The following is a 24,527-nucleotide window of genomic DNA, read 5'->3' as shown; positions in this document are numbered from 1 at the left end:
CCCTGGGGTCGTCCATTCACGCGTTGGACAACTCAACAGGCACCCGGTCCCTAAAAGCCAGCTTGGTTTATCGGCTGCGTTGCAAACCGGGAGGTAGACCACGATCGCTGGCAGCCTGGCGCTGAAGGCCGGGAGGCAGGCCGCGATCGCTAGCAACCTGACGTTGCAGACCGGGAGGTAACGTCTGCTCCTCTGCTGTGGTGCTGACTACAGCAGACTCAGGTTCAGAAGTCTCAACTTCAAGCGATTCGACGAGAACAGACTCGGTGGTTTCGAGGGTGACCTCAGGGGTTGCCGCCGCAGCGCTAGGGGATTCGACCTGGGGCGCTACTTCTTGCACCACGGGTGCGCTGGGTTGAGGCCGCTGCCCTCGGCCTTGGCCAGGCCGGGCGTCTGCGGCGGTGGCGGCCAGGGCAGCGGTGGCCAAAATGCTGAGGGTAGCTAGGGCAAGTTGCGATCGCAGGCTCATGACGGTCATCCTTGGGTCAACAACGACGAAGCAGCCTGCCCAATTCTGCGTGAGCCGCTGCCTTGATGTCTCCAAGGTAGCTAGAGGGGGTCAAACCCCTCATCTGTGAATACACCCATCTCCGTCGCAGAGGGGGTAAGCCGAGTCGTAGCGCGCCTGGCGCTTACCAAACAGCTCGTAGCGGCGATCGCGCACCAAGGCGTAGATTGAGTCGCCCACCGCCTTAGCTCCAGGCAGTGCTCGATAGGCTTGGACAAAGGGGTTGCCCAGGGGCAGCAGACGGCCAATTTCTTCGGCGGCGTCACTGCCCTGCCAGCGACGCTCGGGGGCCTGCATGTCAACCACGATCATGCCGGCCTCGCAGTCTTGGGAGCTGATGCCATAGCGCGCTAGGGTGGCCTCGTCCTGCATGGGCACGTACTGAAACTGGGTGCCCCGATCGAGCGACTCCAAGAGCTGCACTAGACTGACGCAGAGGTTACAGTTACCGTCATAAATTACACAGTACATAGTAGTATTGCTGCTGATGGGTCGCCTTATCATCTTAGCCATCCGCTGATTGAGTTTCAGCTGTGGGGTAGATTAGCCCGCATTGCTTTCTTCCTGAAATCGACGCTACATTTGCCTTGTCTTTTTGGGATAGCCGCTGACCCTAAGTAGGGGTTTAAGCTCTCTGAGGTATCCACTTCAGAGCACCGATGGGATCGGGCAGCACGCTAACGCATGACCCACGGCCTAGGGTTGCGGGCAACGCCCTAGCCGGTGCATTTACCTCAGCGAAAACTAATGGTTGTGAAAAGACTGATCGATGGACGGTTTCAGTTCATTCGAGTTGTCAGTACTAAGGCCTACACAAAGACCTACCTGATGACCGATCATGGCGACCCGGCAAAGGCAAAGTGCATTGTTAAGCATTTGCAGCTGCCCTCCCACAACACCATTACCCTAAAATTTCTCAACGATTTGCTGGCCAAGCGGGTTAACCTGCTCAAGCGCATGGGCGACCAAGAGGCGATCGCCAAAAACCTCTCTACAGTGCAGGAAGGACAAGACTTTTACTGGGTGCGCAACTATGTTGCTGGCCATTCCCTGATGGCTGAACTGGCTGAGGGCAAACCCAGACAGGAGGCCGAGGTACTGCGCTTTTTAGTTGAGAGCCTGGGCATTTTAGACCTGATTCAGCGCCACGGCATTGCCCACCAAAACCTGCACCCCAACAATCTGATTCGGCACCGCGATCGCGGCCACCTGGTGCTGGTAGATTTCGGTCTGATTCAAGATACGGGCACTCCGGAGCCGAGCTTAGAGACTAACGGCAACTCCGCAACTCTCACCGCCGAGTCGGCCTACCTACCCCAAGTCAAGCACCGCCAGTACACCCGCTTTGCCACCGACCACTTTGCCTTGGGCATGATTGCCATGCAGATGGCCACGGGCTTGTCTAACGAGGCGATTCCTCGCCTGAACCAGGACGATTTTTTGGCTCAGATCAAGCTCCAACTCGACGAATGCTCAACCCTGGGCAACCCTCTCAAAGACATTTTGATCAAAATGGTGTCGCCCCAGCCCGAGGCGCAGTATCACCAGGCCAAAGACATTTTGCTGGCCCTGGCTGAGCGAGTTGGCCCCCCTACCCCGGCGGCTTCAGCCCAGCCCGCCAGTCCCCCGCCCCCGGAGAACGGTGATATGGAGCCAGAACAGTTGTCATCCACGCCTTCCACGGCCCCCCGTGCCGCCCGTCTCAACCGTCGCGCTAAGGTTTGGTTGGGTGCAGGGGTCGCGCTAACTCTACTGACGGTGGCGGGGGTATTTTTGCTGCGCATTCCCCAACGCATGACGGTCAATAGCCTACTCCAGCAGGCCGAAGCCGCTAAGCAGGTGGGGCAAAAGAATGACTCGCTCAACTACCTCAACCAGGCTATCGATCTAAAACCTGACCACGGCGAGGCCCTGGCCCAGCGCTCTACGCTGCTGTGGGAGAACGGGCAATCGGAGGAGGCCCTGCAAGACCTAACCAACGCCATTCAGAACGACCCCAATACGGCCACCTGGTACTTTCAGCGAGGCAACTTGCGCTTTCGCCTGGGCGATTTGCAGGGGGCGATCGCCGACTATGGCGATGCCCTAGAGCGCGAAACCACCTACGTTGACGCCCATATCAACCGGGGCAACGCCCGGGCCGAGCTGGGGGACGAAGCCGGAGCCCTGCAAGACTACACCGCCGCCATCAACCTGGCCAAGGACCCAGAAAGCAAGGCCGATGCCTACTTGAATCGGTGCCTATCCCGCTCGAACTTGGCAGACCACGCCGCCGCCCTCAACGACTGCACCGAGGCCGTCAACCTGCGCCCCAACAACAGCCTGGCCTACGAAAATCGAGGGCTAGTCAAGCGCCGACTCAACGATTTTCAGGGAGCGATTCAAGACTTTACGATCGCAATTCAGATCAATGCGGGCAGCCCGGAGCCCTACTACAATCGCGGTTTGACGCGCCAAGATCTGGGCGACTACGCCGGGGCCATGGCCGACTTCAATCAAACGATTCAGCTCAATCCCAATCATCCCTTTGCCCATTACGACCGAGGGTTGCTCCATGCGGAGCTGGGGGATATTGAGAGCGCGATCGCCGATTTAGAAACCGTGGCTAGCGCCTGTCTCGATGTCAGCCGCCTGGGCTGCTTTGACGACGCCAAATATCAGCTAGAAAAGCTCCGAGCTATTCAGGGAGAAGAACCCTAGCTGCCGCGCATCTGTCGCCGCCCGCTGCCCGACCGTTTTTTGCCCTGAACGTAACTACTAACAACCGTATCCGCATTAACCTCAACGCCCTCGCTGCCAGGAGATAACGGGGCAGCAGCCGTCTGCGGAGACAGCGCCACATAGCTCAGACCACCCACGCCACCAACTAAAACAGCAGCCAACACTACAGAGAAACGATGCCACATGATGGTATTCCAATCTGGACAGTTACCTTTTCTGTGTGGCCAAAAAAAATCCAGCTATTTCAGATGTAGCAGCAGTAACAAATTGGTGAACAATTTGGCAGGTTCTTAAAGATTGAGTTAAATACTGCCCAGCCGATTTTTACGGTTGACGGTGCTAAGCGCCACTGCTAACCTAGACGCCCATAGCTGTGCACTGTATACAATTTGTTTTTTATAGTGAAGCTATTGCTCATGAGATCTTAGGCTCTGAGCCAGCGTGCAACCGCTTTGGCAACACGCCCCTTCACAGACATGCCCCACCCATCACAGCAGTTAGGAGCGACCCATGTACAACCTGAAGGTGGTGATTATCGGAGCCGGAATCGGCGGATTAACCACGGGCATTGCCATGCGGCAGGCAGGGTACCAGGTCGAAATTTACGATCGCGCCCAGGAGCTGCGTCCTGCTGGCGCCGGTATTTCGCTCTGGTCGAACGGGGTCAAGGTGCTCAACCGCCTGGGTTTAGGGGAAAAGCTGGCCGCCATTGGCGGTGAGATGAACGCCATGGAGTATCGCAGCCACACCGATGAATCCCTCAGTTACATCGATCTGCGCCCCCTATTTGAGCAGGTGGGCCAGCGCCCCTACCCCGTCGCCCGCACCGATCTGCAAACCATGCTGCTCGAAGCCTTTGGCCGCGAGGATGTGCACCTGGGCATGCTCTGTACCGGTGTTGAGCAAGACGAACACAGCGTCACCGTCATCTTTGAAAATGGGGAACGAATCAGCGGTGACCTAGTGGTGGGAGCCGACGGCATTCATTCCGCAGTGCGCGCCCATGTGGTGGGGCAGATCGATCGCCGCTACGCCCGCTACGTCAACTGGAATGGCCTGGTCAAGGCTGAGCCTGAACTGTGTGACCCAAATCTGTGGGTGCTCTACGTGGGCGATAGCAAGCGCGCCTCGATGATGCCGGTTGGAGGCGATCGCTTTTACTTTTTCTTTGGCGCACCGATGGCTGAGGGCACCCAGGTTGAGCCCGCCTACCGCCAGGATGAATTGGCCAAAATCTTTCAGGGCTGGCCCAAGCCGGTGCAAAAGCTCATTCAAGCCCTTGACCCAGAGCAGACCAATCGCCTAGAGATTGGCGACATCGACCCTCTGGAGCACCTGGTGAAAGGTCGCATTGCCCTGCTGGGTGACTCAGCCCACGCCACTACCCCCACCCTAGGCCAAGGTGGCTGTCAGGCGATCGAAGATGCCGAGGTACTGACCCGCTACCTGCACACCACCAATATTGGCGTGGCCGATGCCCTCAAACGCTATGAGGCAGCCCGCAAAGACCGCACCGCCGAGCTAGTGCTCAAGGCCCGCAAGCGCACCAGCCTCATCTATGGCTACGTGCCCGAGGCCACCGAGCAGTGGTACAGCGACCTCAAGCAAGAACCGCCCGAGGCCGTCATTGACGCCCTAGCTAAGGTGATTTTAGCTGGCCCCATGGGCTAGGTAGAACGATTCTGAGAGCGGCTTGAACAAACCTAGATAGCTAGGTGCACGGTAAAAAGCGCCTGTCGCTGGTGACTGATCCGCCCTCTGATTTAGTAGTTGAGATTGATGTCACTAGCGTGTTTCGTGGTTGACTAACGCTCTATGCTGACTTGGGAGTTTTAGAAGTGTGGGTGTACAACGGCACTACACTATCGATTCAATAGCTTCAAAACCAGGGTTGTATAATGGCTTCCTCTATCCAGGTTTTTCTCAACTTACCCATCACTAAAATCGCTAGTTTTCTACAACAGGTCGAAACGGTGGATTATTTAGAACTGGTAAAAACTTTTCGCACTTAGGTCAAAGGTCAAATTAAGAGCTACCGAAGCTAACGGTTTGGCTGAGCGGCTGTAAATAACCTAACGTACACACCAGAGGCATTCAACAGCCCGCTCCAGCGAAATTGTTATGCCGCAGGTTCTCACAAGTTAATACGAAACTCAACTCCATGTTGAGTAAATCCTAGTCGCTGATACAGTTCATGAACTTTGGATTTAGAAGTGCGGTTCGTTGCAATGAGCTTGTAGCAATTTGCTCTTTTAGCTAACACAATTACTTGGTTAACGAGTTCTGAACCCACACCTTGACCTCGATAGGCTTCATCAACATATACATCCTCCATCAGACAAATGGCTGATCGTGCAAGTCGTTATGCATTATGTAGATGTATGCTCGACCAATCTCAGCCCCGTTGTCTGTGACAGAAATGCGGATGCCTGTTGCTTCAACATTCCGGTTTTCAAAGTCCACACTCCTACCCTCCTCTGGCTAATCTCATACTAACGGCTTCAGCATCGACATCTAATACTGTGCAAAATTATATCGTTCAACAATTGCCAATTTAGAAGAACTGCTAAGGTGACACCTCCAAAGCATTGCCTCACTGACAGAGTTGGGTGATTTGACCCTGAACACCAACGGATAGGATTTCGGTTACGGCCCAACTAGGTCGTTCCGGCATAACGGTGAAATTGTGCGGCAGTGATAACTTCAAACTCTCGCCAATAGCCTCTGAGCCGTCTACACCAATGTAATGTATGGTGCGATCGCCTCCCTCATCTTCAATTGGTTAGATGCTGCTGTGCCCAAAGTACCGCTTGGATACGATCTCGCAAATTGAGCTGGCTCAAAATTCGAGTCACATAATTTCTGACTGTTCCATCACTCAAATGCAGAATCTGAGCAATTTCCTGATTATTTTTACCTTGACCAATCAACTTTAGTACCTCTAGTTCGCGCTTACTTAATTGAGAATGCTCGACCACTTCGGGAAGAGACTGCCTTGAACTCAATTGATTAAAAACTTTAGAAGCAATCGTTGGACTCAATTGACTGTACCCCAAATATGCTGAGCGAATTGTGGAAACAACCTGATCTGCGGGAGTCCGTTTAAGCAAATAACCGATCGCGCCTGATTGCAGCGATCGCCAAATATATTCATCATCGTCAAAAGTAGTCAGTACGACAATCTGAATCCACGGATATTGCTGGTGAATCTCGTGAGTTGCGATTACACCATCGCAGATGGGCATCCGCACATCCATTAAAACAACATTAGGCTGTAATTCTGCCGCAAGGGTGATCGCCTCTTGTCCATTGCAGCCTTCCCCTACGACACTAATATCCTTCCTCACCGAGAGCAACGCTGCTAACCCTTGGCGAAAAATGTCTTGATCGTCCACCAGTAAAACTCGAATCATCTTAATTGTGACAGACAAGGAACGACGATCCGAATTTGCGTACCTTGATTAAGTTGACTGTGAATTTCAAATCGCCCATTGAGTGATTGTACTCGTTCATCAATGCCCTTTAAGCCAAAACCTATTCTGGATTTCTGAAGGTCAAACCCCCGACCATTATCATCGATCTCTAAAATAATTTCTTCAGGGGTTCGCTCTCCCCTAATGCAAATCCTCGATGCCTGAGCGTGTTTTTGGATATTAATGAGTCCTTCTTTAACAATGCAGTAAAGGTTATAGCTCACCGATAGGGGAAGATCCGGTAGATTCATTTGCCACTCAATCTGCCAAGCCTGATTTTGCCTGACCTGTTCAATTAACGAGTTGAGGGCTTGATTCAAGTTGAAATTGGGTTGCCGCATAGCAGAGAGTGATTGACTGACATCCTCAATACATTGATCCGCTAAACCTTTTGCCAGATCGACCGCTCGAAATGATTGAGCTAGATTGTGCTGACGAAACTCTTGAGCTACTGCCAACTGAACTTGCAGATTCGTCAAAGTATGCCCTAATGAATCATGAATGTCACGAGCAATACGAGTACGTTCAAGTGCAATCCCCAAACTTTCCACTTGCTGAGCTAGTGCTTCTGCTCGTTTTCGGCTTTTCTGCTCTGCAATCACCATTGAACTAAACAAGATTGCAAACGTATTACCTGTCAAGTAATTTCCTAAATAATTAACCGTAAATTTTTGGATTTCGCTAGGATTATTCGCTAAAGGGCACGAGAATTCCTGAAGTATTTTTGGCAGTGCTTCTACATAAATCGGCGTACTAATAATTGCTGTCACAACTACTATTACAATAATGCTTCTCCGATCGAGCAGAAAGCAGCTTTTGGCAATATAGAGATAGAGAAATATATTGAAATCAATGCCAAGTGAGTAAGCGATGATAACGAGAGAAAGGCCTAGAGTAACGTATCCTCTTCGCTGCCAAAGAGGGCGATGAATTGGCAGAACTAAACTCAATAGAGCAAAAGCGATAAGGAAAAGCATACCCAGCCAAGCATTGGCTTCACCATTGACCGCACTGTTAAACGCAATGATCGCTACTAATGTCCACTCTACATAACGCAGTAGGCGATAGATTGTTGGGGATAAATCAAGATCAAAGCTCATGGTGATTAAGGTGCTGAAGTCCTACGACGAAGGCGCACCGTTACCCTAACTGATTTGGATTCATCTAGCATATGACTGGTGTCATAAAGATTGATGACACTGGGCTATAGCTAGGGTTGCCACTCGTTGATAGTTTGTGGAGGATATCGCTATCTTCCTCCACACATGAAACTAAATCATACTGCTGTAGTAACCAGCATCAAGGTACACCCGTTGATCTGGTTTTATATCATTTCAATTTTGATCGAAATTGCGATTATTCCAATCTTTTATTTTACGGGTGCTGCTGATGTACTAATGAATGCGATCGAAATATCTGGCATTCCTTTCAAAACAGATCTAGTCACTGCGTTCCGAGTCGTTTTAGCAGTCCCCAGTGCATTTCCTGGAGTCTTCTTGGCAATCGTTCAAGTTGCAGCTGTCGATATCGCAGTTTTCATCGTTGCCAAAATTGCCTTTGGGCAAGCTGGAATTACTAATCTAAAAACTCGCTTTCGCTTTTTTGGGAAAAAAATTTCTTACCAAAGCGCCCTCAAGATTTGGGGAGTCTGTATTGTCCTGTTTAGCCTGATCAACCTTGCTGCTGCTGGGTTAAATAAGCTAATGTTTCCAGGTTTCCTCGTCTGGGATGTCAACTTCTCCCCAGTTCACTTCCTGGTTAGTTTAGGTATTATGCTGTTCCTGGATATCGGTGGTTTATTTGAAGAAAATGGCTGGCGGGGATTTGCTCTGCCTTTATTGCTACAGCGATTTAGCCCGCTTAAAGCAACTCTCTTTCTAGGATTTTTGTGGGGATTTTGGCATTTTCCTGTCAAATATGATCTATTTAATATTTTTGGCTTAGTTGGAGGATTCGTTTATCTCGCTGCTTTTACACTCCGGTTAACGTTTGTCTCAATTCTGATGACCTATTTCTGGAGTCGGTTAGGGCAAACCACAATCGTTGCGATCGCCATGCACGGTTTAATCAACGATTCGATGGGATTGGGGGGTAGAGTAGAGTCTGAAAACTTTATTCCTCAGCTATTTACTGAAATCAACTTGCTGATTCCAACGGCGATTGTTGCCTTACTTTTGATTGCAAAAACACGAGGCAAACTTGGTATGAGAGCTAGAGACTAAAACCTCGTGATGATTTGACTTCAAGCTCCGGCACATAAGCTCTAAGTACAGTAGACAGCCTAAGCGACATAACTATGTATTAAGTGTCGGATTCGCTGGATAAGACTCTGTACTCTCCACATTATCCAGCACATGCACGGGATAATACCCAGTTTTAGGGAATTAAACAGAATATTTGCTGTATACATCCGAGGTCTTAGGGTGTTATTCGGCAGATCTGATGGTTAATCCTGGAGATCGAGGATCTTATTTCGTCAAAAGTGCTGGATAAGATTCCTATTTCCTAGGTTATTCAGCATTCATCCAGGTAATTATCTCAAGCACCGCGATTGCTCAGTGAGCAAGGCTATTCGGGTTAAACATTGCAGCCTCAAGACCAAAATGATTTAACATCAACCACAGAGAAATTCGCGTACTGATCGCCTAGGTCAGAGTCAAGGTTGACCAAACAGATCGAGCTGTTCTGAAGGGTCGTAAGTTTCTGTCAAATCCTTCAAGCGGCGGCGAGGCTTACTCAGTTTGGGCACTTCCCCCCGCAAGCCCACGGCGATGGTGCTGTTGCGCTCGATCTCACGCATCACATCTCTGGCGCGTTGAATGACAGACGTTGGCAAACCTGCTAGCCGCCCTGCCTCAATGCCGTAGGATTTGTCGGCTCCACCGGGCTGCACCTGGTGGAGGAAGATGATCTGGTCGGGCATTTCTTTAACCGTGACCTGGTAGTTAGCGACGTTGGGAATCAGCGCCGCCAGCTCATTTAGCTCGTGGTAGTGGGTGGCGAAAATGGTGCGGGATTGAAGCTCTACAGCCAAGTGCTCGGCTACCGCCCAAGCGATGGAGAGGCCGTCGAAGGTGGCGGTGCCCCGACCAATTTCATCCAGCAGCACCAGGGATCTGGGCGTGGCGTGATTCAAAATATTCGCGGTCTCATTCATTTCAACCATGAAGGTGGATTGGCCGCTAGCGAGGTCGTCAACGGCACCGACGCGGGTGAAGATGCGATCGCACACCCCCAGACGCGCTGCCTTAGCGGGCACAAAGCTACCCATCTGCGCCATCAGCTGAATCAGTCCCACCTGGCGCAGGTAGCAGCTCTTGCCGCTGGCATTGGGGCCGGTGAGAATGATCAGGTCTTGGGGGGCCGTGGCCTCGCGATCGCTGGGGATCGTCCCCATGTAGTTGGAGTTGGGTACAAAGAACCCAGCGGGGAGCAGTTGCTCGACAACCGGGTGGCGGCCCTCGGTGACGGCGATCGCCCTTGATTCATCCATCTCGGGGCAGCAGTAGCCCTGGAAGATAGCGACCTCCGCCAGGCCGCACAGCACATCTGCCGCCGCTACCGCTGAGGCTACTTTGCGAATCAGTTCGACCTGCTCGCCCACCTGCTCGCGCAGCCGGTTGAAGATTTCGTACTCCAGGGCATTGATCTCAGACTCAACGTTGAATACCCGGGTTTCCCGCTCCTTAAGTTCGGGGGTGATGTAGCGCTCTTCGTTGGTGAGAGTCTGCTTGCGGATGTAGTCGTCGGGGGCCTGGTCGGCGCGGGCGCGGGAAACACTGATGTAGTAGCCAAAGGCTTTGTTAAAGCCGACTTTGAGGGTGGAGATGCCGGTGCGCTGGCGCTCGGCGGGCTCCAGCTCCGCGATCCACTTTTGGTCGTCCACCGCCTGCTGGCGCAGGTCGTCGAGCTGGGCGTTGACGCCATCGCGAATCAGGTGGCCCTCGGTGAGGTAGAGGGGCGGGGTTTCGACCAGGTGCGATCGCAGCGTCTGCCCCAGCTGCTCCAGCTCCGGCGGCACGTACTGTAGCGCCTTTAAGTAAGGCGACTGGGCCTGTTCTGCCAAAGCAGCCAGATCCGGCAGGCGCAAAAACGAATCCGCTAGGGCGACGAGATCCCGGGCATTGGCGGTTCCAGATCCGGCCCGACCCGCCAGCCGCTCTAGGTCATAGATCTGCTTCAGTTTGTGCTGGAGCATCTGCCGCAAATTGCCGTCCTGCAACAGTTCCACAATGGTGGACTGTCGCTGTTGAATGCCCTTCACATCCAACAGCGGTTGCAGCAGCCAGCGGCGCAGGGTGCGACCGCCCATGGCCGTAACGGTGCGATCGAGCGCCCACAGCAAAGAGCCGTTGTAGGTGCCATCGCGCGCCGTCTGGGTGATTTCTAAATTGCGGCGGGTCTGGTGATCAATTACCAGGTAGGCAGACAGGGTATAGGTGCAGAGGGGTTGGAGCGGAGCCTGCACGGTCTTCTGTGTTTCTTCGACATAGTGCAGCAGGCCACCCGCCGCCCGCACCGCCAGGGGCAGATGGTCGCAGCCGAGGCCTTCCAGCGACCGCAGCCGAAACCGTTGCAACAATCGCTGCCGCGCCTCGCTCTGGCTATAGGGGCCCTGGGGCCGCAGAGTGTAGCAAAACTGACGCGGCAAGCAGTCCGGCAGCTGGTCAGAGTGGTCTCCCGGCCTGAGCATCGCCCCCAGGTTGGGCGCATCCACCGGAAACAGCACCTCAGCGGGCTGGAGCCTGAGCAGCTCCTGACAGAGCTGGTCGAGGTCTTCCCCTTGGGTCGTCAAGAATTCTCCGGTGGAGACATCGGCGTGGGCCAGCCCCCAGTGGTGACCGGCCACCACCACCGAGGCCAAAAAGTTGTTTTGGCTGGCACTCAGCATGCCCTCCTCGATCACGGTGCCGGGGGTGATGACGCGGGTAACTTCGCGTTTCACTAATCCCTGGGCCACGGCGGGGTCTTCTACCTGGTCGCAGATGGCGATCGCATAGCCCCGTTCCACCAGCAGTGTGCAGTAGCGATCGAGCGCGTGGTGGGGAATGCCCGCCAGTGGCACCCGGCCAATCTGCTTGCCCGCCTCTTTGCTGGTGAGCACCAGCTCTAGCTCGCGGGCGATCGCGATCGCATCTTGAAAGAACGTTTCAAAGAAGTCGCCCACCCGATATAGCACCAGGGCGTGGGGATACTGCTCCTTCATCTCCACGTAGTGGCGCATCATCGGCGTCAGGTCATCCCAGTTTACCGATTGGTGGTCGGCGTAGCGCACCGTGTGCTTAGCCAGCCGCTCGGGAATGGGCGGTTGGCTGTCGGCGGAGGGGGATGAACCGGGCATGGATTGTGTCAGATGTTACGCACCGTTAAGCTTCGTTGCACGGCCTGTGAGGGGTACAGCGCCTATGTTAGTTTCGATATCGTTGCATATTTTATCGATGTTTAATAGAAGAGAGGTTGTTCCCGTGGCCCTGTCAGAAAACTTTGCTCCAGCCCTGACCGAAACCCGCGAAGACTTTTCCGAATACGTCGCCCATCTCCAGCTCCACATGACGCTCCAGGCTCGCAACCTGGTGCCCTCCCTCAGCAATACTGGCGATAGCCGCCACCACCTGCTGCACCAAACCCAGGCCGATATTGAGAAATTCGTTTCTCGCCAAGGGTTCTAAAAAAACTCTTTTAGAGCAATCGTCAAACCGGAATTCTGGGCCATAGCCGCGTATCTAGGCTAGCTCAGGGTTCCGGTTTTTTTGTAGGCCGCATTGCTCAATTCAACCGCCTACCAACCTTCAGCCATGACCTACCATCTCGCCCGCATCGACTGTTTTCCCGTCAAATCGTTAGATGGCGTCTCGGTGTCTCAGGCTACGGTGTTGGCTAGTGGGGCACTGGAGGGCGATCGCACCTACGCCCTCTTCGATGCCCAGAACCGCCTGATAAACGGCAAACGCAACGCCGCCATTCATCGCCTGCGCGCCACCTTTGCCGAGGGCGAGGTGATTACTCTAGCGATCGAGGGGGATGATGCCTCGGCCACGTTTCAAATACGAGAGCAGCGACCGCAGCTCGAAGCCTGGTTGGGCGACTACTTTCAGCAACCCGTCACCCTGCGAGAAAACCGCGACCTGGGCTTTCCAGACGATACTGCCGCCGCGGGGCCAACCGTCATCAGCACGGCCACACTGACCGCCGTCGCCGCCTGGCACAATCTCACCCTCGAAGAAACCCGCCGCCGCTTTCGCACCAACTTAGAAATCGACGGCGTTCCCGCCTTTTGGGAAGACCAGCTCTTCGGCCCCGACTCAGCCCCAGTTCGCTTTGCGATCGGTAACGTGGTATTAGAAGGCATCAACCCCTGCCAGCGCTGCATCGTCCCCACCCGCGACACCCTCACCGGAATTGCCACTGACCACTTTCAAAAAACCTTCTCCCAACAGCGGGCCGCCACCCTGCCCGCTTGGGCTCCCCCATCGCGGTTCAATCACTTTTATAAGCTGGCGGTCAACACCAACATCGTCCACCAGGGCGGCCACACGCTCAAGGTGGGGGATAGTGTTAGCGTGATTTAAACGGCGTCCCTTGCTCAATTTTTCCCAGGGATAGCCATCCCCATGATTGCCAACCCAGCCTCTGCCTATATTCACATTCCCTTTTGCCGTCGCCGCTGCTTCTACTGCGACTTCCCCATCTCGGTGCTGGGCAACCACCAGCGGGGCGAAACCTCCGGCACCGTTGAGAGCTACGTAGACCGGCTGGGCGAAGAAATCGCGGCAACTCCCAAGCTAAATCAATCCCCGCTTCAAACCGTTTTTTTCGGCGGCGGCACCCCCTCTCTGCTCTCCGTTCCCCAGCTCGAAACCATCTTGGCCCAGCTCGACCAACGTTTCGGCATTGCCCCCGCCGCCGAGATCTCCATGGAAATGGACCCCGGCACCTTTGATCTAGAGCATCTCCAGGGCTACCTGGCCGCAGGCATTACTCGCATCAGTCTTGGCGTGCAAGCGCTAGATGACGCAACGCTAGAGAGCTGTGGCCGCTACCACCGCGTTGTCGATGTCTACCACGCTGTGGACTGGCTACACCAGGTCGCCATGCCCAACTGGAGCCTGGATTTAATTTCGGGACTGCCGCATCAGACCCTAACTGACTGGGAAACTGGCTTGTCTAAGGCGGTAGCTCTCTACCCCCACCACCTCTCGATCTATGACCTCACGGTGGAACCTCAAACGGTATTCGCCAAGCGCTACCAGCCGGGCGACCAGCCCCTGCCGACGGATGAGCAAACAGCAGCAATGTATCGGCTTGCCCAAGCGTTTCTTAGCGCCCAGGGCTACGACCACTACGAAGTCTCTAACTACGCCCAGCCAGGGCACCAGTGTCAGCATAATTTGACCTACTGGCGCAACCAGCCCTACTACGGCTTTGGCCTTGGGGCCACCAGCTACACTCAGCTTCAGCGGGTCAGCCGTCCCCGCACCTTGGCAACCTATAGCGAGTGGGTAAAGGGGTTTCAGGCGGCTGGAGGAATTCACAGCGAGCCTCCAACACCAACCCTAGAGCAACTGCTGGATCGACTGATGTTGGGCTTGAGACTGAAGGAGGGGATCGGTGGAGATGAAGTGCGATCGCTCTGCGACCCCACCACTTGGACCACCCTTCGCGCCGCCCTCCATCCCCACATCGCCCAAGGCTGGGTCATTCTAGAGGGCGACACCTGGGCCACCCTCCAACGCTTGCGCCTCAGCGATCCCGAAGGTTTTCTGTTCTCTAACGTCGTGCTCTCTGACTGCTTTCGTGCGATCGAAGACTTGCAGGAAAGCTAATGCTTGTGTCGCAGATTTCGTCTTTTAACGCTGCTCATAAATCGCAGATACAGCTGCCTTGAAAGAAGACATTGCTTGGCTGTAATCCATGCTGCGTGGCGCTGATTAGAGCTGGTGGGCAATGCCCACCCTACCTGGAGCTTGCAAGATTAATCTCCTTAAACTGGTGCATCGCTCTGCGGATTCACCCTACATCCCCATCTCCTCACCCATCCACCCGCCCACTCATCTACCCACCTACCCATCCACCCACCTACCGCTAAAAGTAACCCCACACACTAATGCCCCGCTCCGCCTTTGCAGTAAAGTAGATCCCTGTGACATTTTTATGGCCGACCCATGCCCAAGGTTCTAGTTTCCGACCCCGTTGACCAGGCGGGCCTCGATATTCTCTCCCAAGTTGCTCAGGTGGATGTCAACACCAGCCTTTCCCCTGAGGAACTAGTAGCTGCCATTGGCGACTACGACGCGCTGATGATTCGCTCGGGCACTAAGGTGACCAAGGCCGTTATCGAAGCGGGCCAGAACCTAAAAATCATTGGTCGGGCTGGGGTTGGGGTCGATAACGTCGATGTGCCCGAGGCTACCCGGCGAGGCATTGTGGTAGTCAACTCCCCCGAGGGCAACACTATCGCGGCCGCCGAGCACGCCTTGGCCATGATGATGTCGATGTCGCGCTACATTCCCAGCGCCGATCGCTCCGTGAAATCGGGCGAATGGAAGCGCAAAGACTTTACCGGGGTTGAGATCTATAAGAAAACCCTTGGGGTGGTGGGCCTGGGCAAAATTGGCTCCCACGTGGCCACCGTAGCGCGGGCCATGGGCATGAAGCTGCTGGCCTACGACCCGTTTATTTCGGCGGAGCGCGCTGAGCAGCTCGGCTGCCGCTTGGTGGAGCTAGACCTGCTGTTCCGTGAAGCCGACTACATCACCCTGCACCTGCCCAAAACCCCCGAGACCACCCACCTAGTCGATGAGAAAGCCCTGGCTACGATGAAGCCCACGGTGCGCATCATCAACTGCGCCCGGGGCGGCATCATCGACGAAGCCGCACTGGCCAAGGCCCTACGCGAAGGCACCATTGGCGGTGCTGCGCTGGATGTCTACGAATCCGAGCCTCTGGGCGATTCGGAGCTGCGGGAGCTAGACAAGGCGGTAATTCTCACCCCCCACCTGGGAGCTTCCACCGAAGAGGCCCAGGTGAATGTGGCCATCGACGTAGCCGAGCAAATTCGCGATGTGCTGCTGGGGCTACCGGCGCGATCGGCGGTGAATATTCCCGGCCTGCGCCCGGAGGTGATGCAAAAGCTGCGCCCCTATCTGCAACTGGCTGAAACCTTGGGCAACCTGGTGGGGCAACTGGCTGGGGGCCGGGTTCAAGAACTGACGGTACGCCTCCAGGGCGATATTGCCGGGGGCGATACCCAGCCAATTATGGTGGCGGCGCTCAAGGGGTTGCTGTCCCACGCGCTTCAAGAGCGGGTCAACTACGTCAACGCCTCCATCGAAGCGAAGGAGCGCGGCATTCACGTGATTGAAACCCGCGATGCGGACATTCGCGACTACACAGGCTCGTTAAATCTGTCAGCCAAGGGCAGCCTGGGCGAGCACTCTGTCACTGGCGTGCTGCTGGGGGGCAGCGAGATTCGCGTCACCGACATCGACGAGTTCCCCATTAACGTGCCGCCGACTCAGCACATGCTGTTTACCCTGCACCGCGATATGCCGGGCATTATCGGCAAAATTGGCTCGCTGTTGGGCAGCTTTAACGTCAACATTGCCAGTATGCAGGTGGGCCGCAAAATTGTGCGCGGTGACGCGGTCATGGCTCTCAGCCTGGACGATCCTCTGCCAGAGGGCATTCTAGACGAGATTCTCAAAGTGCCGGGCATTCGCGATGCCTACACGGTAAACCTGTAGTCTTGAGAAGCCCTGTAGGATGGGCAGGGGCAACGGCTCTTGGCTTGGCCAAAAGTAGGTGGTGGGCGGTGCCCACCCTACAGGGTCACGGTTAGGATCCCAGGGTTAGGAGAGCGTTAGCTCCAAGGTTGATAGTTGTGAGGCAGCCCCTAGAATGGCCGTGGTCAATACCTGGTGGGAAGTAAAGGTACTGTGCGATCCATCCCTGGAGGACACGGTTTTTTGGCGATTTGACAGCTTTGGCAGCCAGGGCACCTCGACCCAGCAGCGGGGATCGGCCTGTGTAGTGCAGGCCTATTTCCCGCAGCATCGACTAGAGCTGCTCGACCTATCGGCCCTGGCCCTGTTGATTAAACAGGATGCGCTCTGCAACGATCTGGTGCTGCCCCGCATTAGCTGGCAGCTAATTGACGAAGAAGACTGGTCTAAGAGCTGGAAGGATCACTGGAAGCCTGAACCAATTGGCGATCGCTTCTTGATCACCCCCGCCTGGCTAGAGCCTCCGGCTGACAACCAGCGGCTGGTACTGCGCCTCGACCCCGGCGTGGCCTTTGGCACCGGCAACCACCCCACCACCCAGCTCTGCCTAGAGTCGCTCGAAATGCGGTTAACCTACGAAAAAACCGACGTTGCCATTGCTGATATTGGCTGCGGGTCTGGAATTCTCTCGATTGGGGCGCTGCTGTTAGGAGCTAGGCGGGCCTACGCCGCCGACACTGACGATTTAGCCATTCATTCGGCTGTCGGCAACCGCACTCTGAACGGGCTAACGGAGGAGCAGCTACCGCTGCTGCATGGCAGTTTGGACACCATTGCCCAAACCATTGATGCCCCCGTAGACGGTATTGTCTGCAATATTTTAGCGGAGGTGATCATGGATCTCATCCCCCAGATGCACACCATTGTTACCCCCGATGGCTGGGGTATTCTCAGCGGCATTTTGCTCGATCAGTCCAAACTAGTGGCCGACACCTTAGAGCAGCACGGCTGGGTCGTGGCTACCCTCTGGCGGCGACAGGAGTGGTGCTGTCTCAACGTGCGGCGATCGCCCGCCTGAACCCATGAATCGTTCCGATTTCAGCTTTGTGGCTAAAGTGATCGGGCTCTCGGCAGCCCTGAGCGCCCTGATTAAGTATGGATTGCCTATGACGCTAGCGGGGTCTCAGGTGGTTCAAGAGCCCACCCTAGGCCTAGTCATAGCGCTGCTATTGGCTCCCTCAGCGCTGATGGGTAGCCTTTTCTGGCTGCGGCGTAGCTCCAACTCCTAGGCTTGCCCATGCGCACCATCGACAGCATCAACGCTAAAATTCGCGCCGGGCAGGTGGTTGTGCAAACCGCTGAAGCCTTCAAGGTGCAGGCTAAGGAGCAGGGCATTGCCGCCGCTGCTAAAGCGGTGGATGTAGTGGTCGCTGGCACCTTTGAGCCGATGGAATCGTCGGGTGCCATGCTCAACCTGGGCCACACGGACCCGCCCATCAAGCTGCTGGAGTGCTACCTGGATGGGGTGCCCGCCTACGCAGGCTTTGGAGCGGTGGATGTCTGCCTGGGAGCCAGCCAGCCGGCCGTGGCCGGGCGAGGGGCGGACCTGGGCGATCCCGAAACTGTGCGGGAGCACGGCGGCGGCCATGTGATTGCCGATTTGATTGCCGGGCGCAGCGTACCGCTTCAGGCCACGGGCCACGGCACCGACTGCTACCCCCGTACCTCTCTTGAGACCACCATTACCCGCGACAGCATCAACCAGTTCTACCTGTTTAGTCCCAGAGGGCTCTACCAAAATTTTATTGTGGGGGTGAATGGAGGCGATCGCACCCTCTCTACCTACCTGGGTCCCCTTCAGCCCCGCCTCGGCAACGCGGTGTACGCCAACTCAGGGGCGCTATCGCCCCTGCTGAATGATCCCGACCTGGAGGCCATTGGCATCGGCACCCGCATCTTTTTCGGCGGCGGTATTGGCTACCTCGCCTGGGAGGGCACCCAGCACTTTCCGCTACAGCGGCGGCTGCCCAACCGCACCCCCATCGGCCCCGCCGCTACCCTAGCCCTGGTCGGTGACGCCAAACAGATGCAGCCCCACTGGGTACGAGGCTGCTACTTCAAAGGCTACGGCCCTTCGCTGATGCTCGGGGTCGGAGTACCAATCCCTATCCTCAACGAGCAGGTGGCGGCCCACTGTGCCGTTCAGGACTCCGACATTGTCGCCCCCGTGATGGACTTTTCCATTCCCCGCCGGGTGCGGCCCACCTTTGGCTTGGTGAGCTATGCCCAGCTTAAGTCGGGCAGCATTACCATCGAAGGTCAGCCGGTGCGCACAGCACCGCTAGCCAGCATTTACATGGCCCGCCAGGTGGCCAACGAGCTCAAGACCTGGATTGAAGCTGGACAGTTTGAGCTTACGTCCCCGGTCGCATCTCTGCCCCAGGACCGTGCCTTTTTGCCCCAGGATGTGAGCAGCTAACTAGATCTATTCAGCACTACTTTCAAGATTTTCGTCCCGTTTTTTGGGGCGATTCGCAGGGCGATCCGTTCCGGAATCGCTGCCCTTGACGCCGGTGGGGCGGCGGCTAGGCATGGGCGGACGGCTACCGCCGGGTCCGCTGCGACCGGCACCGGGTCTGCTTCGACGAGGCGGGCCGCCACCACTGCCCTTAGCCCGCTTCTTGGGCGGCACGATGCCCACTACTGAGGCTTCACTGAGCACCAGCACCTTGGCTTCGCGCTTGACTTTAAAGTCCCAAAAATAGCCCACCGTACGGCCTTCAATAGTGCCGTGGAGCAGCAGTTTAAACGGTTTAGACGCGCCGGGAGTGCGCTTGGCCCCCTGCAAAATCTTAACGGCAATACATTTATCTTCGGGCGTGTACTTCACTACCTCACCGCGAATCGAGAAAAAGTTGTCGTCGACCGGCGGTAGGTCAGCTAGATCGGGTTTTTCGGAGGCGGCTGAGTCGGTTTCGTCATCGTCCTCATTAGAGGGTGATTCCCCAGGAAGACCAAGGGTTTCAGGCTCCCAGACCCCAACGATTTGCAGGTGCAGATCTTGATCGTCATTGTCAAGCTCGCGCCGGGTGCGGGGATAAACCACCCACAGGTGGGACGCCGTCAAATCAATGTGCTTCTTCACCAAACTAGTGATGCGCCCGAGCAGCACCGAGTCGATGACGTGGCCATCGTCAGTGGTCAAGTTGCCCCGGTTGAGCTGGTCGGCTTCGCTCGGTTCGTAGGTGCCCCGCACTAGGCCAATGGCTCGGTACTGCATTGGTTCGCTAGGGGGAGCAATGGGCTGATAGCGATAGGCCGCAGGATCTAGCTCAGCGGCAGCGGGCTCTGGAGCCTTCTCGGCTACGGTTGCCTTGGGCATCACCACAGCATGGTCAGCCGCCTTGGCCAACGGTTTGACAGCCACAGAGGTATCTGGAGTGACGGCAGGGCGTACCGGACGCACTGGGCGCTGGGGAGGCGACATTAGCGATGGCCGATCCGCAGTGGGTGCCGTCCCCTTGTCATGACTATCTTTAGCGTTAATGTCGCTCTTATTAGAAGCGTCTTGCTCTGCAGAACCCATAACACCCACCGATCTCCCTCTCAACATAAACTAGCCACCCGGCGCAACAGCAACTCTGCGCATGACTTAGCCTGTAAGCCTAGCGTAACATTCACCCTTTAATGTGCATTGCTAGGGCAAATATTTAAGCGGTTAACGCAATTTGCACAAGGCTTTACAAACAGGTCAAAAAGCTACCTTTAAAGTGATTCTCTACCACCAAGGCAGCCTTCGCTGCCGCTGCTGTGTGCTTAACTCAGTAGCTCTCTTAAGTTTCCATCGGTAACGGTTAGCAATCCGTATTGTTTCTGAGCTTTTTGACAACTTCTTTGCTACTGTAGCCCTGTCTATGGCCTTGCCAGGCTAGGGCGCAGATTCAGCCCTGGGCTAAAACGCTAAGATCATTTACTTAAACAATTGATCGCGATCGCGCTTCGGCGGCGATCGCGCCGCTCCCTTGATGAGGTACACCCGTGACCGCAAACCGCAACCGTTGGCTCGTTGGCACTGTATTAACCCTGGCATTAGCGGCCTTTTTGTCGCTGTCGTTGCTGCCAATTTTGGGCAGCAATAGCGGCCGCAAAGCCAGCAGCACCGCCGATGCCAATCCTGCCGCTGACCCCGTAGCTATGCAGACCGAACTAGAAGCCCAGGCAAAAGGCTATGAACTGGTGCTAGAGCGCGAGCCCGACAATCAAACCGCTCTCCAGGGGCTAGTTGACGCCCGTATTCAGCTAGGCGACATCAACGGGGTGGTTGCTCCCCTCGAAAAGCTCGTCGAGCTCAACCCCAGCGTGCCCGACTACGCGGTGCTCCTGGCCCAAACTAAGCAGCAGATGGGCGATTTAGAGGGCGCAGCCCAGATTTATCGTCAAGTGCTCGACCAGCAGCCCGGCAACATGAACGCCCTGCAAGGGCTAACGGTGCTCCTCGTGCAGCAAGAGCGACCCCAGGCCGCGATCGGGCTGCTGCAAGACACGCTTAAAACCGCCGACCAGCTGCAGGCAGAGGGCGGCGCCGCCAGTTTCGACGCGACATCGGTGAAACTGCTGCTGGCCCAGGTGCACGTCGAAAACAAGAGCCCCGATCAAGCGATCGCCCTCTATGACGAGACTATTGCCGCTGCCCCCGAAGACTTTCGCCCGGTATTGGCTAAAGCTTTAGTGCTGCGCGATCAGGGCGACACTGAAACGGCCCAGGCTCTTTTTGCCCAGGCCACAACCCTTGCTCCAGCGCAGTACAAAGACCAAATTGGTCAAATGGCTACCCAGGGCCAAACAGCACCGGAGGCTAGCGGCAGCAATATTGTCGAGCCTGCTCCCGCTGAGCCTGAACCCGCCGAGTCAAAGCCCTAGCTCAGCGCCCTAGCTGGAGTGGACGAGGCAACCCCTCGATCGGGACGGCTCGAGGCAGCTGCACTGGCATCTACGGGCTCAAACTCGATGTGGTTGAGCAGCGTGGTCACAAATGCAAAGAGCAAAAACGGCAGCGACAACACCAAAATTAGCCCTACGGTAGCCAGCGCAAAAATCGGCTGACGCGCCCCCATCAACGCTAGGGAGGCCGCCAAGCTAACGAACAAAATCACCAGCCAGGCGATAACTTGCCCGTAAATATCTCCAAAGGTAAGCGTGCAAGCGAAGCGATACTTATTCCCGGTATCCATGGTGTTGTCCTGCCAGAATCAGTCCTATTAGAGTTCAGCATATCGGCCTCGTCTAGGCCGCTGTAGTTTCTCAACATTTCCACAAGAGTTGCAATGAAATGTTGCAGCCCATTACATAGATATAAGCAGCACGATGGGGTATCAGTACATTCTGTTCTACAAGCCCTATAACGTACTCAGTCAGTTCAGCCCGGGCAGCACCCTGCCCGCCTCTGACTCGGCCGGTCGCCCCACGCTCAAAGACTTCATTCCCATCGCCGATGTCTACCCTGTCGGCCGGCTCGACCGCGACAGCGAGGGGCTAATGCTGCTGACTGACCACGGTCGAGTCCAGCATCGACTCAGTGAGCCGCGCTTTGGCCACCCTCGCACCTACTGGGTCCAGGTCGAGCACGTGCCTTCTCCAGGCGCGATCGCTCAGCTCCGCCAGGGGGTAACCATCAAGGGGTACCGCACCCTGCCTTGCCAGGTCGAATTGCTGATCACCGAACCCCTCCTGCCTGAACGAAATCCGCCCATTCGCTATCGCCAGAGCATCCCCACTGCCTGGCTAGAAATGACCCTACAGGAGGGCAAAAACCGTCAGGTGCGCCGCATGACCGCCGCCGTTGGTCACCCCACCCTGAGGCTGGTGCGCCAGGCGATCGCTCACCTCCACCTGGGCGATCTACAGCCTGGCCAGTGGCGGCATGCCACCCCTGCCGAGCAGCGAAAGCTGCTGCAAATCTAGATTCTGGCGATCGCCAACCTTACGCAACTTGGCCGGGGCTAGGTCAAGAATCGATGGGTCAGACAGGTCAGGACAAAGGCGTTAAGTTACCATGGGCTTGCAATGGGGCGACCTAGGGGTGACCCGTGCGATACTTAATGTGCAACGGTGAGGCCGTTTTACTTCAAGGGTGCATTGATCGGTTGCTAAGGGTCTGCTGATTCCCCCAAGACCGCGCACAACTCAGATGCCTAGCATGGGGTACACCCTACTTGCTAGCTGGCTAGCCTAACTTTGGATCATTGCTAGGATGCTAACCTGCCCCTTTTGTGAGTTTGACAATAGCAATTCACAGCGGTCCTGCAAACGGTGTGGCCAGCCACTCCAGTGTTGGCGTGTGATTGATATCCCTCGGGCAGGGGCAGGGGCGATCGCCCCTAGTGATCTCGACCAAGAGGGTTATCTCGATAGCGATCGCCGCTACCGGCTCGTGTCTCCGTCAGACAGTCGGACATCGTTTGGCGCTACCCCTCTAGTTGTTATCGACTGCCAGCCCGAGGCCGACGCGCCCCTGCAAGCCCTCCAAGCAGACTGGCTCGAAACACCGGCTCTCAATCCCGCAGAACATCCCCTGGCTGTTACAGTTCCCCCCGAAGCCTACCCATATCTAGCCCTCCAAGCCGACTACTTCCCGGCCGTTCCCGAGTTGCACCACGCTTGGCAAACGCCTCAGCGTACCCTTTTACTGATTGAAGACCGCAGCATCTGGCTGTCACTAGCAGCGGGCTGGGCGGCCATAGACGACCCCCTTCAGCACCTCCAGTGGTTGTTCGAGACTACGCTGCTGTGGGAGGCATTGGCACCATGGCAGGGGCAGGCTACCCTCCTAACTCCCCAGCGGCTTGCCCTTAACGAAAATAATCTGCTCTGCCTAACTCAGGTCGATCAGATGCCCAACCGGCCTCTCTTGCCCCTGGAAGCGCTAGGTCAGATGTGGCAGATCATGCTTGATGGCGGTCAATGCTGCCTGCCCTCCAAGGTAAAAACTTTAATTGGCAATCTAGCTGAGGGGTTGTTAGGTGACCTCGAGCAGGTGCAAACCACCCTAGCCGAAGTCGCCCAAGCCTATTCGCCGCCGGTTCAGGTCTCCTCTACCCCCAAACCAGAGCCTGAAGAAGCGATTACCGCTTCAGACCTAGACCCAGACATTGAGCGCTCAGCTGCCGGTTGCGAACTCGATGTCGATGCGGTTTTCGACACCCAAGAACTGTCCGACGACGACGATGGTGGTGGGCCGATAGAAACGCCAACTATGGTCTTACCCATGAAGCTGGCTCACCTCGATGATGCCGGCCAGAGCCACGTCGGCCAGCAGCGCCACCACAACGAAGACTGGTTCTTTACCCAGACACAGCTACAAAAGGTCAGCGGTCCCCAGGGCACAATTCTGCGGTCTAAAGGGCTCTACATCCTCTGTGATGGCATGGGTGGGCACGCCTCAGGCGAAGTAGCGAGTCAGCTAGCCGTGCGCACACTACGCGATTACTTGACTCAGCACTGGAGTAGCGATCGCCTGCCCGACCAAAGCGCCCTGGCGCAGGCCGTGATCACAGCCAACCAAACTATCTTTGACATCAACCAAGCCAACGCCACATCTGGGGTAGGGCGCATGGGCACCACCCTCGTCATGGTGCTGCTGCACAACCTCGACATTGCCGTCGTTCACGTGGGCGACAGCCGGTTGTATAGCTACAACAAGCGCTTGGGACTGCGACAGCTCACCCTCGACCATGAGGTCGGTCAACGCGAAATTAATCGCGGTGTAGAACCAGCCATAGCCTATGCCCGCCCTGACGCCTACCAACTAACCCAGGCCCTGGGTCCTAGGGGTAAAGAAGACCTCGTCCCCGGCATTGCCTACCACGAGCTGACAGAAGACACGCTGCTGCTCCTGTGCTCCGACGGTCTCAGCGACAACGACTTGCTGGAGCGCCACGCCGATACCCATATTGCTAGTCTATTGAGCTCAAGGACTAACTTAGACAGTGGCGCTGCCCAGCTGATCGATTTAGCCAACGAAAAGAATGGCCATGACAACATCACGACCATTCTTGTGCGTATCAAGCTACAGCCCGATATGCTGTCGATGACGAGTTGATCAAT

Annotated in this window: 22 protein-coding genes; 13 read left to right on the top strand and 9 right to left on the bottom strand. The window is 55.9% G+C overall.

Features of this window, described 5'->3' with window-relative positions; all coding sequences use genetic code 11:
• Nucleotides 1-67 precede the first annotated feature (67 nt).
• The gene (locus tag H6F75_RS25805) at nt 68-478 is read right to left on the bottom strand and encodes a hypothetical protein (protein WP_190755894.1); all 411 of its coding nucleotides are present in this window, start codon (nt 476-478) and stop codon (nt 68-70) included.
• A gap of 90 nt (nt 479-568) precedes the next feature.
• Nucleotides 569-979 carry a DCC1-like thiol-disulfide oxidoreductase family protein gene (locus H6F75_RS25800; protein ID WP_190755892.1) on the bottom strand — a complete coding sequence of 137 codons (411 nt, stop codon included), beginning with the start codon at nt 977-979 and terminating at the stop codon, nt 569-571.
• Between the two features lie 276 nt (nt 980-1,255).
• On the opposite strand from H6F75_RS25800, the gene H6F75_RS25795 reads away from it, so the two are divergent.
• Complete coding sequence (locus tag H6F75_RS25795) at nt 1,256-3,208, top strand: tetratricopeptide repeat protein (RefSeq protein ID WP_190755890.1); 1,953 nt, start codon at nt 1,256-1,258, stop codon at nt 3,206-3,208.
• Here the strand turns inward: H6F75_RS25795 and H6F75_RS25790 are convergent.
• Nucleotides 3,205-3,414 (bottom strand): hypothetical protein, encoded by a 210-nt coding sequence (locus tag H6F75_RS25790; protein ID WP_190755887.1) that lies wholly within the window; start codon nt 3,412-3,414, stop codon nt 3,205-3,207. The two genes, H6F75_RS25795 and H6F75_RS25790, sit on opposite strands and share 4 nt — an antisense overlap.
• Nucleotides 3,415-3,739: 325 nt before the next feature.
• On the opposite strand from H6F75_RS25790, the gene hpxO reads away from it, so the two are divergent.
• Nucleotides 3,740-4,900 (top strand): FAD-dependent urate hydroxylase HpxO, encoded by a 1,161-nt coding sequence (gene hpxO / locus H6F75_RS25785; RefSeq protein WP_190755885.1) that lies wholly within the window; start codon nt 3,740-3,742, stop codon nt 4,898-4,900.
• Nucleotides 4,901-5,363: 463 nt separating this feature from the next.
• On the opposite strand, the gene H6F75_RS28930 is transcribed toward hpxO, so the two are convergent.
• The 3 genes from H6F75_RS28930 to H6F75_RS25770 form a co-directional block, all read right to left on the bottom strand.
• Nucleotides 5,364-5,564 carry a GNAT family N-acetyltransferase gene (locus tag H6F75_RS28930; protein WP_199304129.1) on the bottom strand — a complete coding sequence of 67 codons (201 nt, stop codon included), beginning with the start codon at nt 5,562-5,564 and terminating at the stop codon, nt 5,364-5,366.
• Nucleotides 5,565-6,003: 439 nt separating this feature from the next.
• Nucleotides 6,004-6,642 carry a response regulator transcription factor gene (locus H6F75_RS25775; protein ID WP_190755969.1) on the bottom strand — a complete coding sequence of 213 codons (639 nt, stop codon included), beginning with the start codon at nt 6,640-6,642 and terminating at the stop codon, nt 6,004-6,006.
• Nucleotides 6,639-7,802, bottom strand: a complete 1,164-nt coding sequence (locus tag H6F75_RS25770) for a sensor histidine kinase (protein ID WP_190755883.1) — start codon at nt 7,800-7,802, stop codon at nt 6,639-6,641. The genes H6F75_RS25775 and H6F75_RS25770 overlap by 4 nt, the downstream gene beginning before the upstream one ends.
• 165 nt (nt 7,803-7,967) lie before the next feature.
• On the opposite strand from H6F75_RS25770, the gene H6F75_RS25765 reads away from it, so the two are divergent.
• Nucleotides 7,968-8,924, top strand: coding sequence for a CPBP family intramembrane glutamic endopeptidase (locus H6F75_RS25765; RefSeq protein WP_190755881.1), 957 nt, complete (start codon nt 7,968-7,970; stop codon nt 8,922-8,924).
• Nucleotides 8,925-9,358: 434 nt separating this feature from the next.
• Here H6F75_RS25765 and mutS read toward each other — a convergent pair whose 3' ends face one another.
• Nucleotides 9,359-12,043: a DNA mismatch repair protein MutS gene (gene mutS, locus H6F75_RS25760; RefSeq protein WP_190755879.1), complete on the bottom strand. Its 2,685-nt coding sequence runs from the start codon at nt 12,041-12,043 to the stop codon at nt 9,359-9,361.
• Between the two features lie 97 nt (nt 12,044-12,140).
• Here mutS and H6F75_RS25755 point away from each other — a divergent pair, with 97 nt between their 5' ends.
• The 7 genes from H6F75_RS25755 (at nt 12,141) to H6F75_RS25725 (ending at nt 18,903) form a co-directional block, all read left to right on the top strand.
• Nucleotides 12,141-12,371 (top strand): hypothetical protein, encoded by a 231-nt coding sequence (locus H6F75_RS25755; protein WP_073607125.1) that lies wholly within the window; start codon nt 12,141-12,143, stop codon nt 12,369-12,371.
• 126 nt (nt 12,372-12,497) lie between these two features.
• Nucleotides 12,498-13,271, top strand: coding sequence for an MOSC N-terminal beta barrel domain-containing protein (locus H6F75_RS25750; protein ID WP_190755876.1), 774 nt, complete (start codon nt 12,498-12,500; stop codon nt 13,269-13,271).
• A 42-nt stretch (nt 13,272-13,313) separates the two neighbouring features.
• Nucleotides 13,314-14,525, top strand: coding sequence for a radical SAM family heme chaperone HemW (hemW, locus tag H6F75_RS25745; RefSeq protein WP_190755874.1), 1,212 nt, complete (start codon nt 13,314-13,316; stop codon nt 14,523-14,525).
• Between the two features lie 339 nt (nt 14,526-14,864).
• Nucleotides 14,865-16,445: a phosphoglycerate dehydrogenase gene (gene serA, locus H6F75_RS25740; protein ID WP_190755872.1), complete on the top strand. Its 1,581-nt coding sequence runs from the start codon at nt 14,865-14,867 to the stop codon at nt 16,443-16,445.
• A 160-nt stretch (nt 16,446-16,605) separates the two neighbouring features.
• A complete protein-coding gene (gene prmA / locus H6F75_RS25735) occupies nt 16,606-17,502 on the top strand; it encodes a 50S ribosomal protein L11 methyltransferase (protein ID WP_190755967.1) in 897 nt (298 codons plus the stop codon).
• A 4-nt stretch (nt 17,503-17,506) separates the two neighbouring features.
• Entirely contained in the window at nt 17,507-17,713 is a 207-nt protein-coding gene (locus H6F75_RS25730) for a hypothetical protein (protein WP_190755870.1), read from the top strand.
• Between the two features lie 8 nt (nt 17,714-17,721).
• Nucleotides 17,722-18,903 (top strand): homocysteine biosynthesis protein, encoded by a 1,182-nt coding sequence (locus H6F75_RS25725; protein ID WP_190755868.1) that lies wholly within the window; start codon nt 17,722-17,724, stop codon nt 18,901-18,903.
• A gap of 6 nt (nt 18,904-18,909) precedes the next feature.
• Here the strand turns inward: H6F75_RS25725 and H6F75_RS25720 are convergent, their stop codons facing one another.
• Nucleotides 18,910-19,911, bottom strand: a complete 1,002-nt coding sequence (locus tag H6F75_RS25720; RefSeq protein WP_190755866.1) for a hypothetical protein — start codon at nt 19,909-19,911, stop codon at nt 18,910-18,912.
• A gap of 551 nt (nt 19,912-20,462) precedes the next feature.
• Between H6F75_RS25720 and H6F75_RS25715 the strand changes: the two genes are divergently transcribed.
• Nucleotides 20,463-21,344, top strand: coding sequence for a tetratricopeptide repeat protein (locus tag H6F75_RS25715; protein ID WP_190755864.1), 882 nt, complete (start codon nt 20,463-20,465; stop codon nt 21,342-21,344).
• Here H6F75_RS25715 and H6F75_RS25710 read toward each other — a convergent pair.
• A complete protein-coding gene (locus H6F75_RS25710; RefSeq protein ID WP_190755862.1) occupies nt 21,341-21,655 on the bottom strand; it encodes a hypothetical protein in 315 nt (104 codons plus the stop codon). The genes H6F75_RS25715 and H6F75_RS25710 overlap by 4 nt on opposite strands.
• 133 nt (nt 21,656-21,788) lie before the next feature.
• Here H6F75_RS25710 and H6F75_RS25705 point away from each other — a divergent pair, with 133 nt between their 5' ends.
• Nucleotides 21,789-22,385 carry a pseudouridine synthase gene (locus tag H6F75_RS25705; protein WP_190755860.1) on the top strand — a complete coding sequence of 199 codons (597 nt, stop codon included), beginning with the start codon at nt 21,789-21,791 and terminating at the stop codon, nt 22,383-22,385.
• Between the two features lie 376 nt (nt 22,386-22,761).
• Nucleotides 22,762-24,522 (top strand): serine/threonine phosphatase, encoded by a 1,761-nt coding sequence (locus H6F75_RS25700; protein ID WP_190755858.1) that lies wholly within the window; start codon nt 22,762-22,764, stop codon nt 24,520-24,522.
• Nucleotides 24,523-24,527: the final 5 nt, after the last annotated feature.

This window comes from Nodosilinea sp. FACHB-131, from assembly GCF_014695395.1.
In the GTDB taxonomy this organism is placed as follows: domain Bacteria; phylum Cyanobacteriota; class Cyanobacteriia; order Phormidesmidales; family Phormidesmidaceae; genus Nodosilinea.
This window is presented reverse-complemented; position numbering and strand designations above follow the sequence as displayed.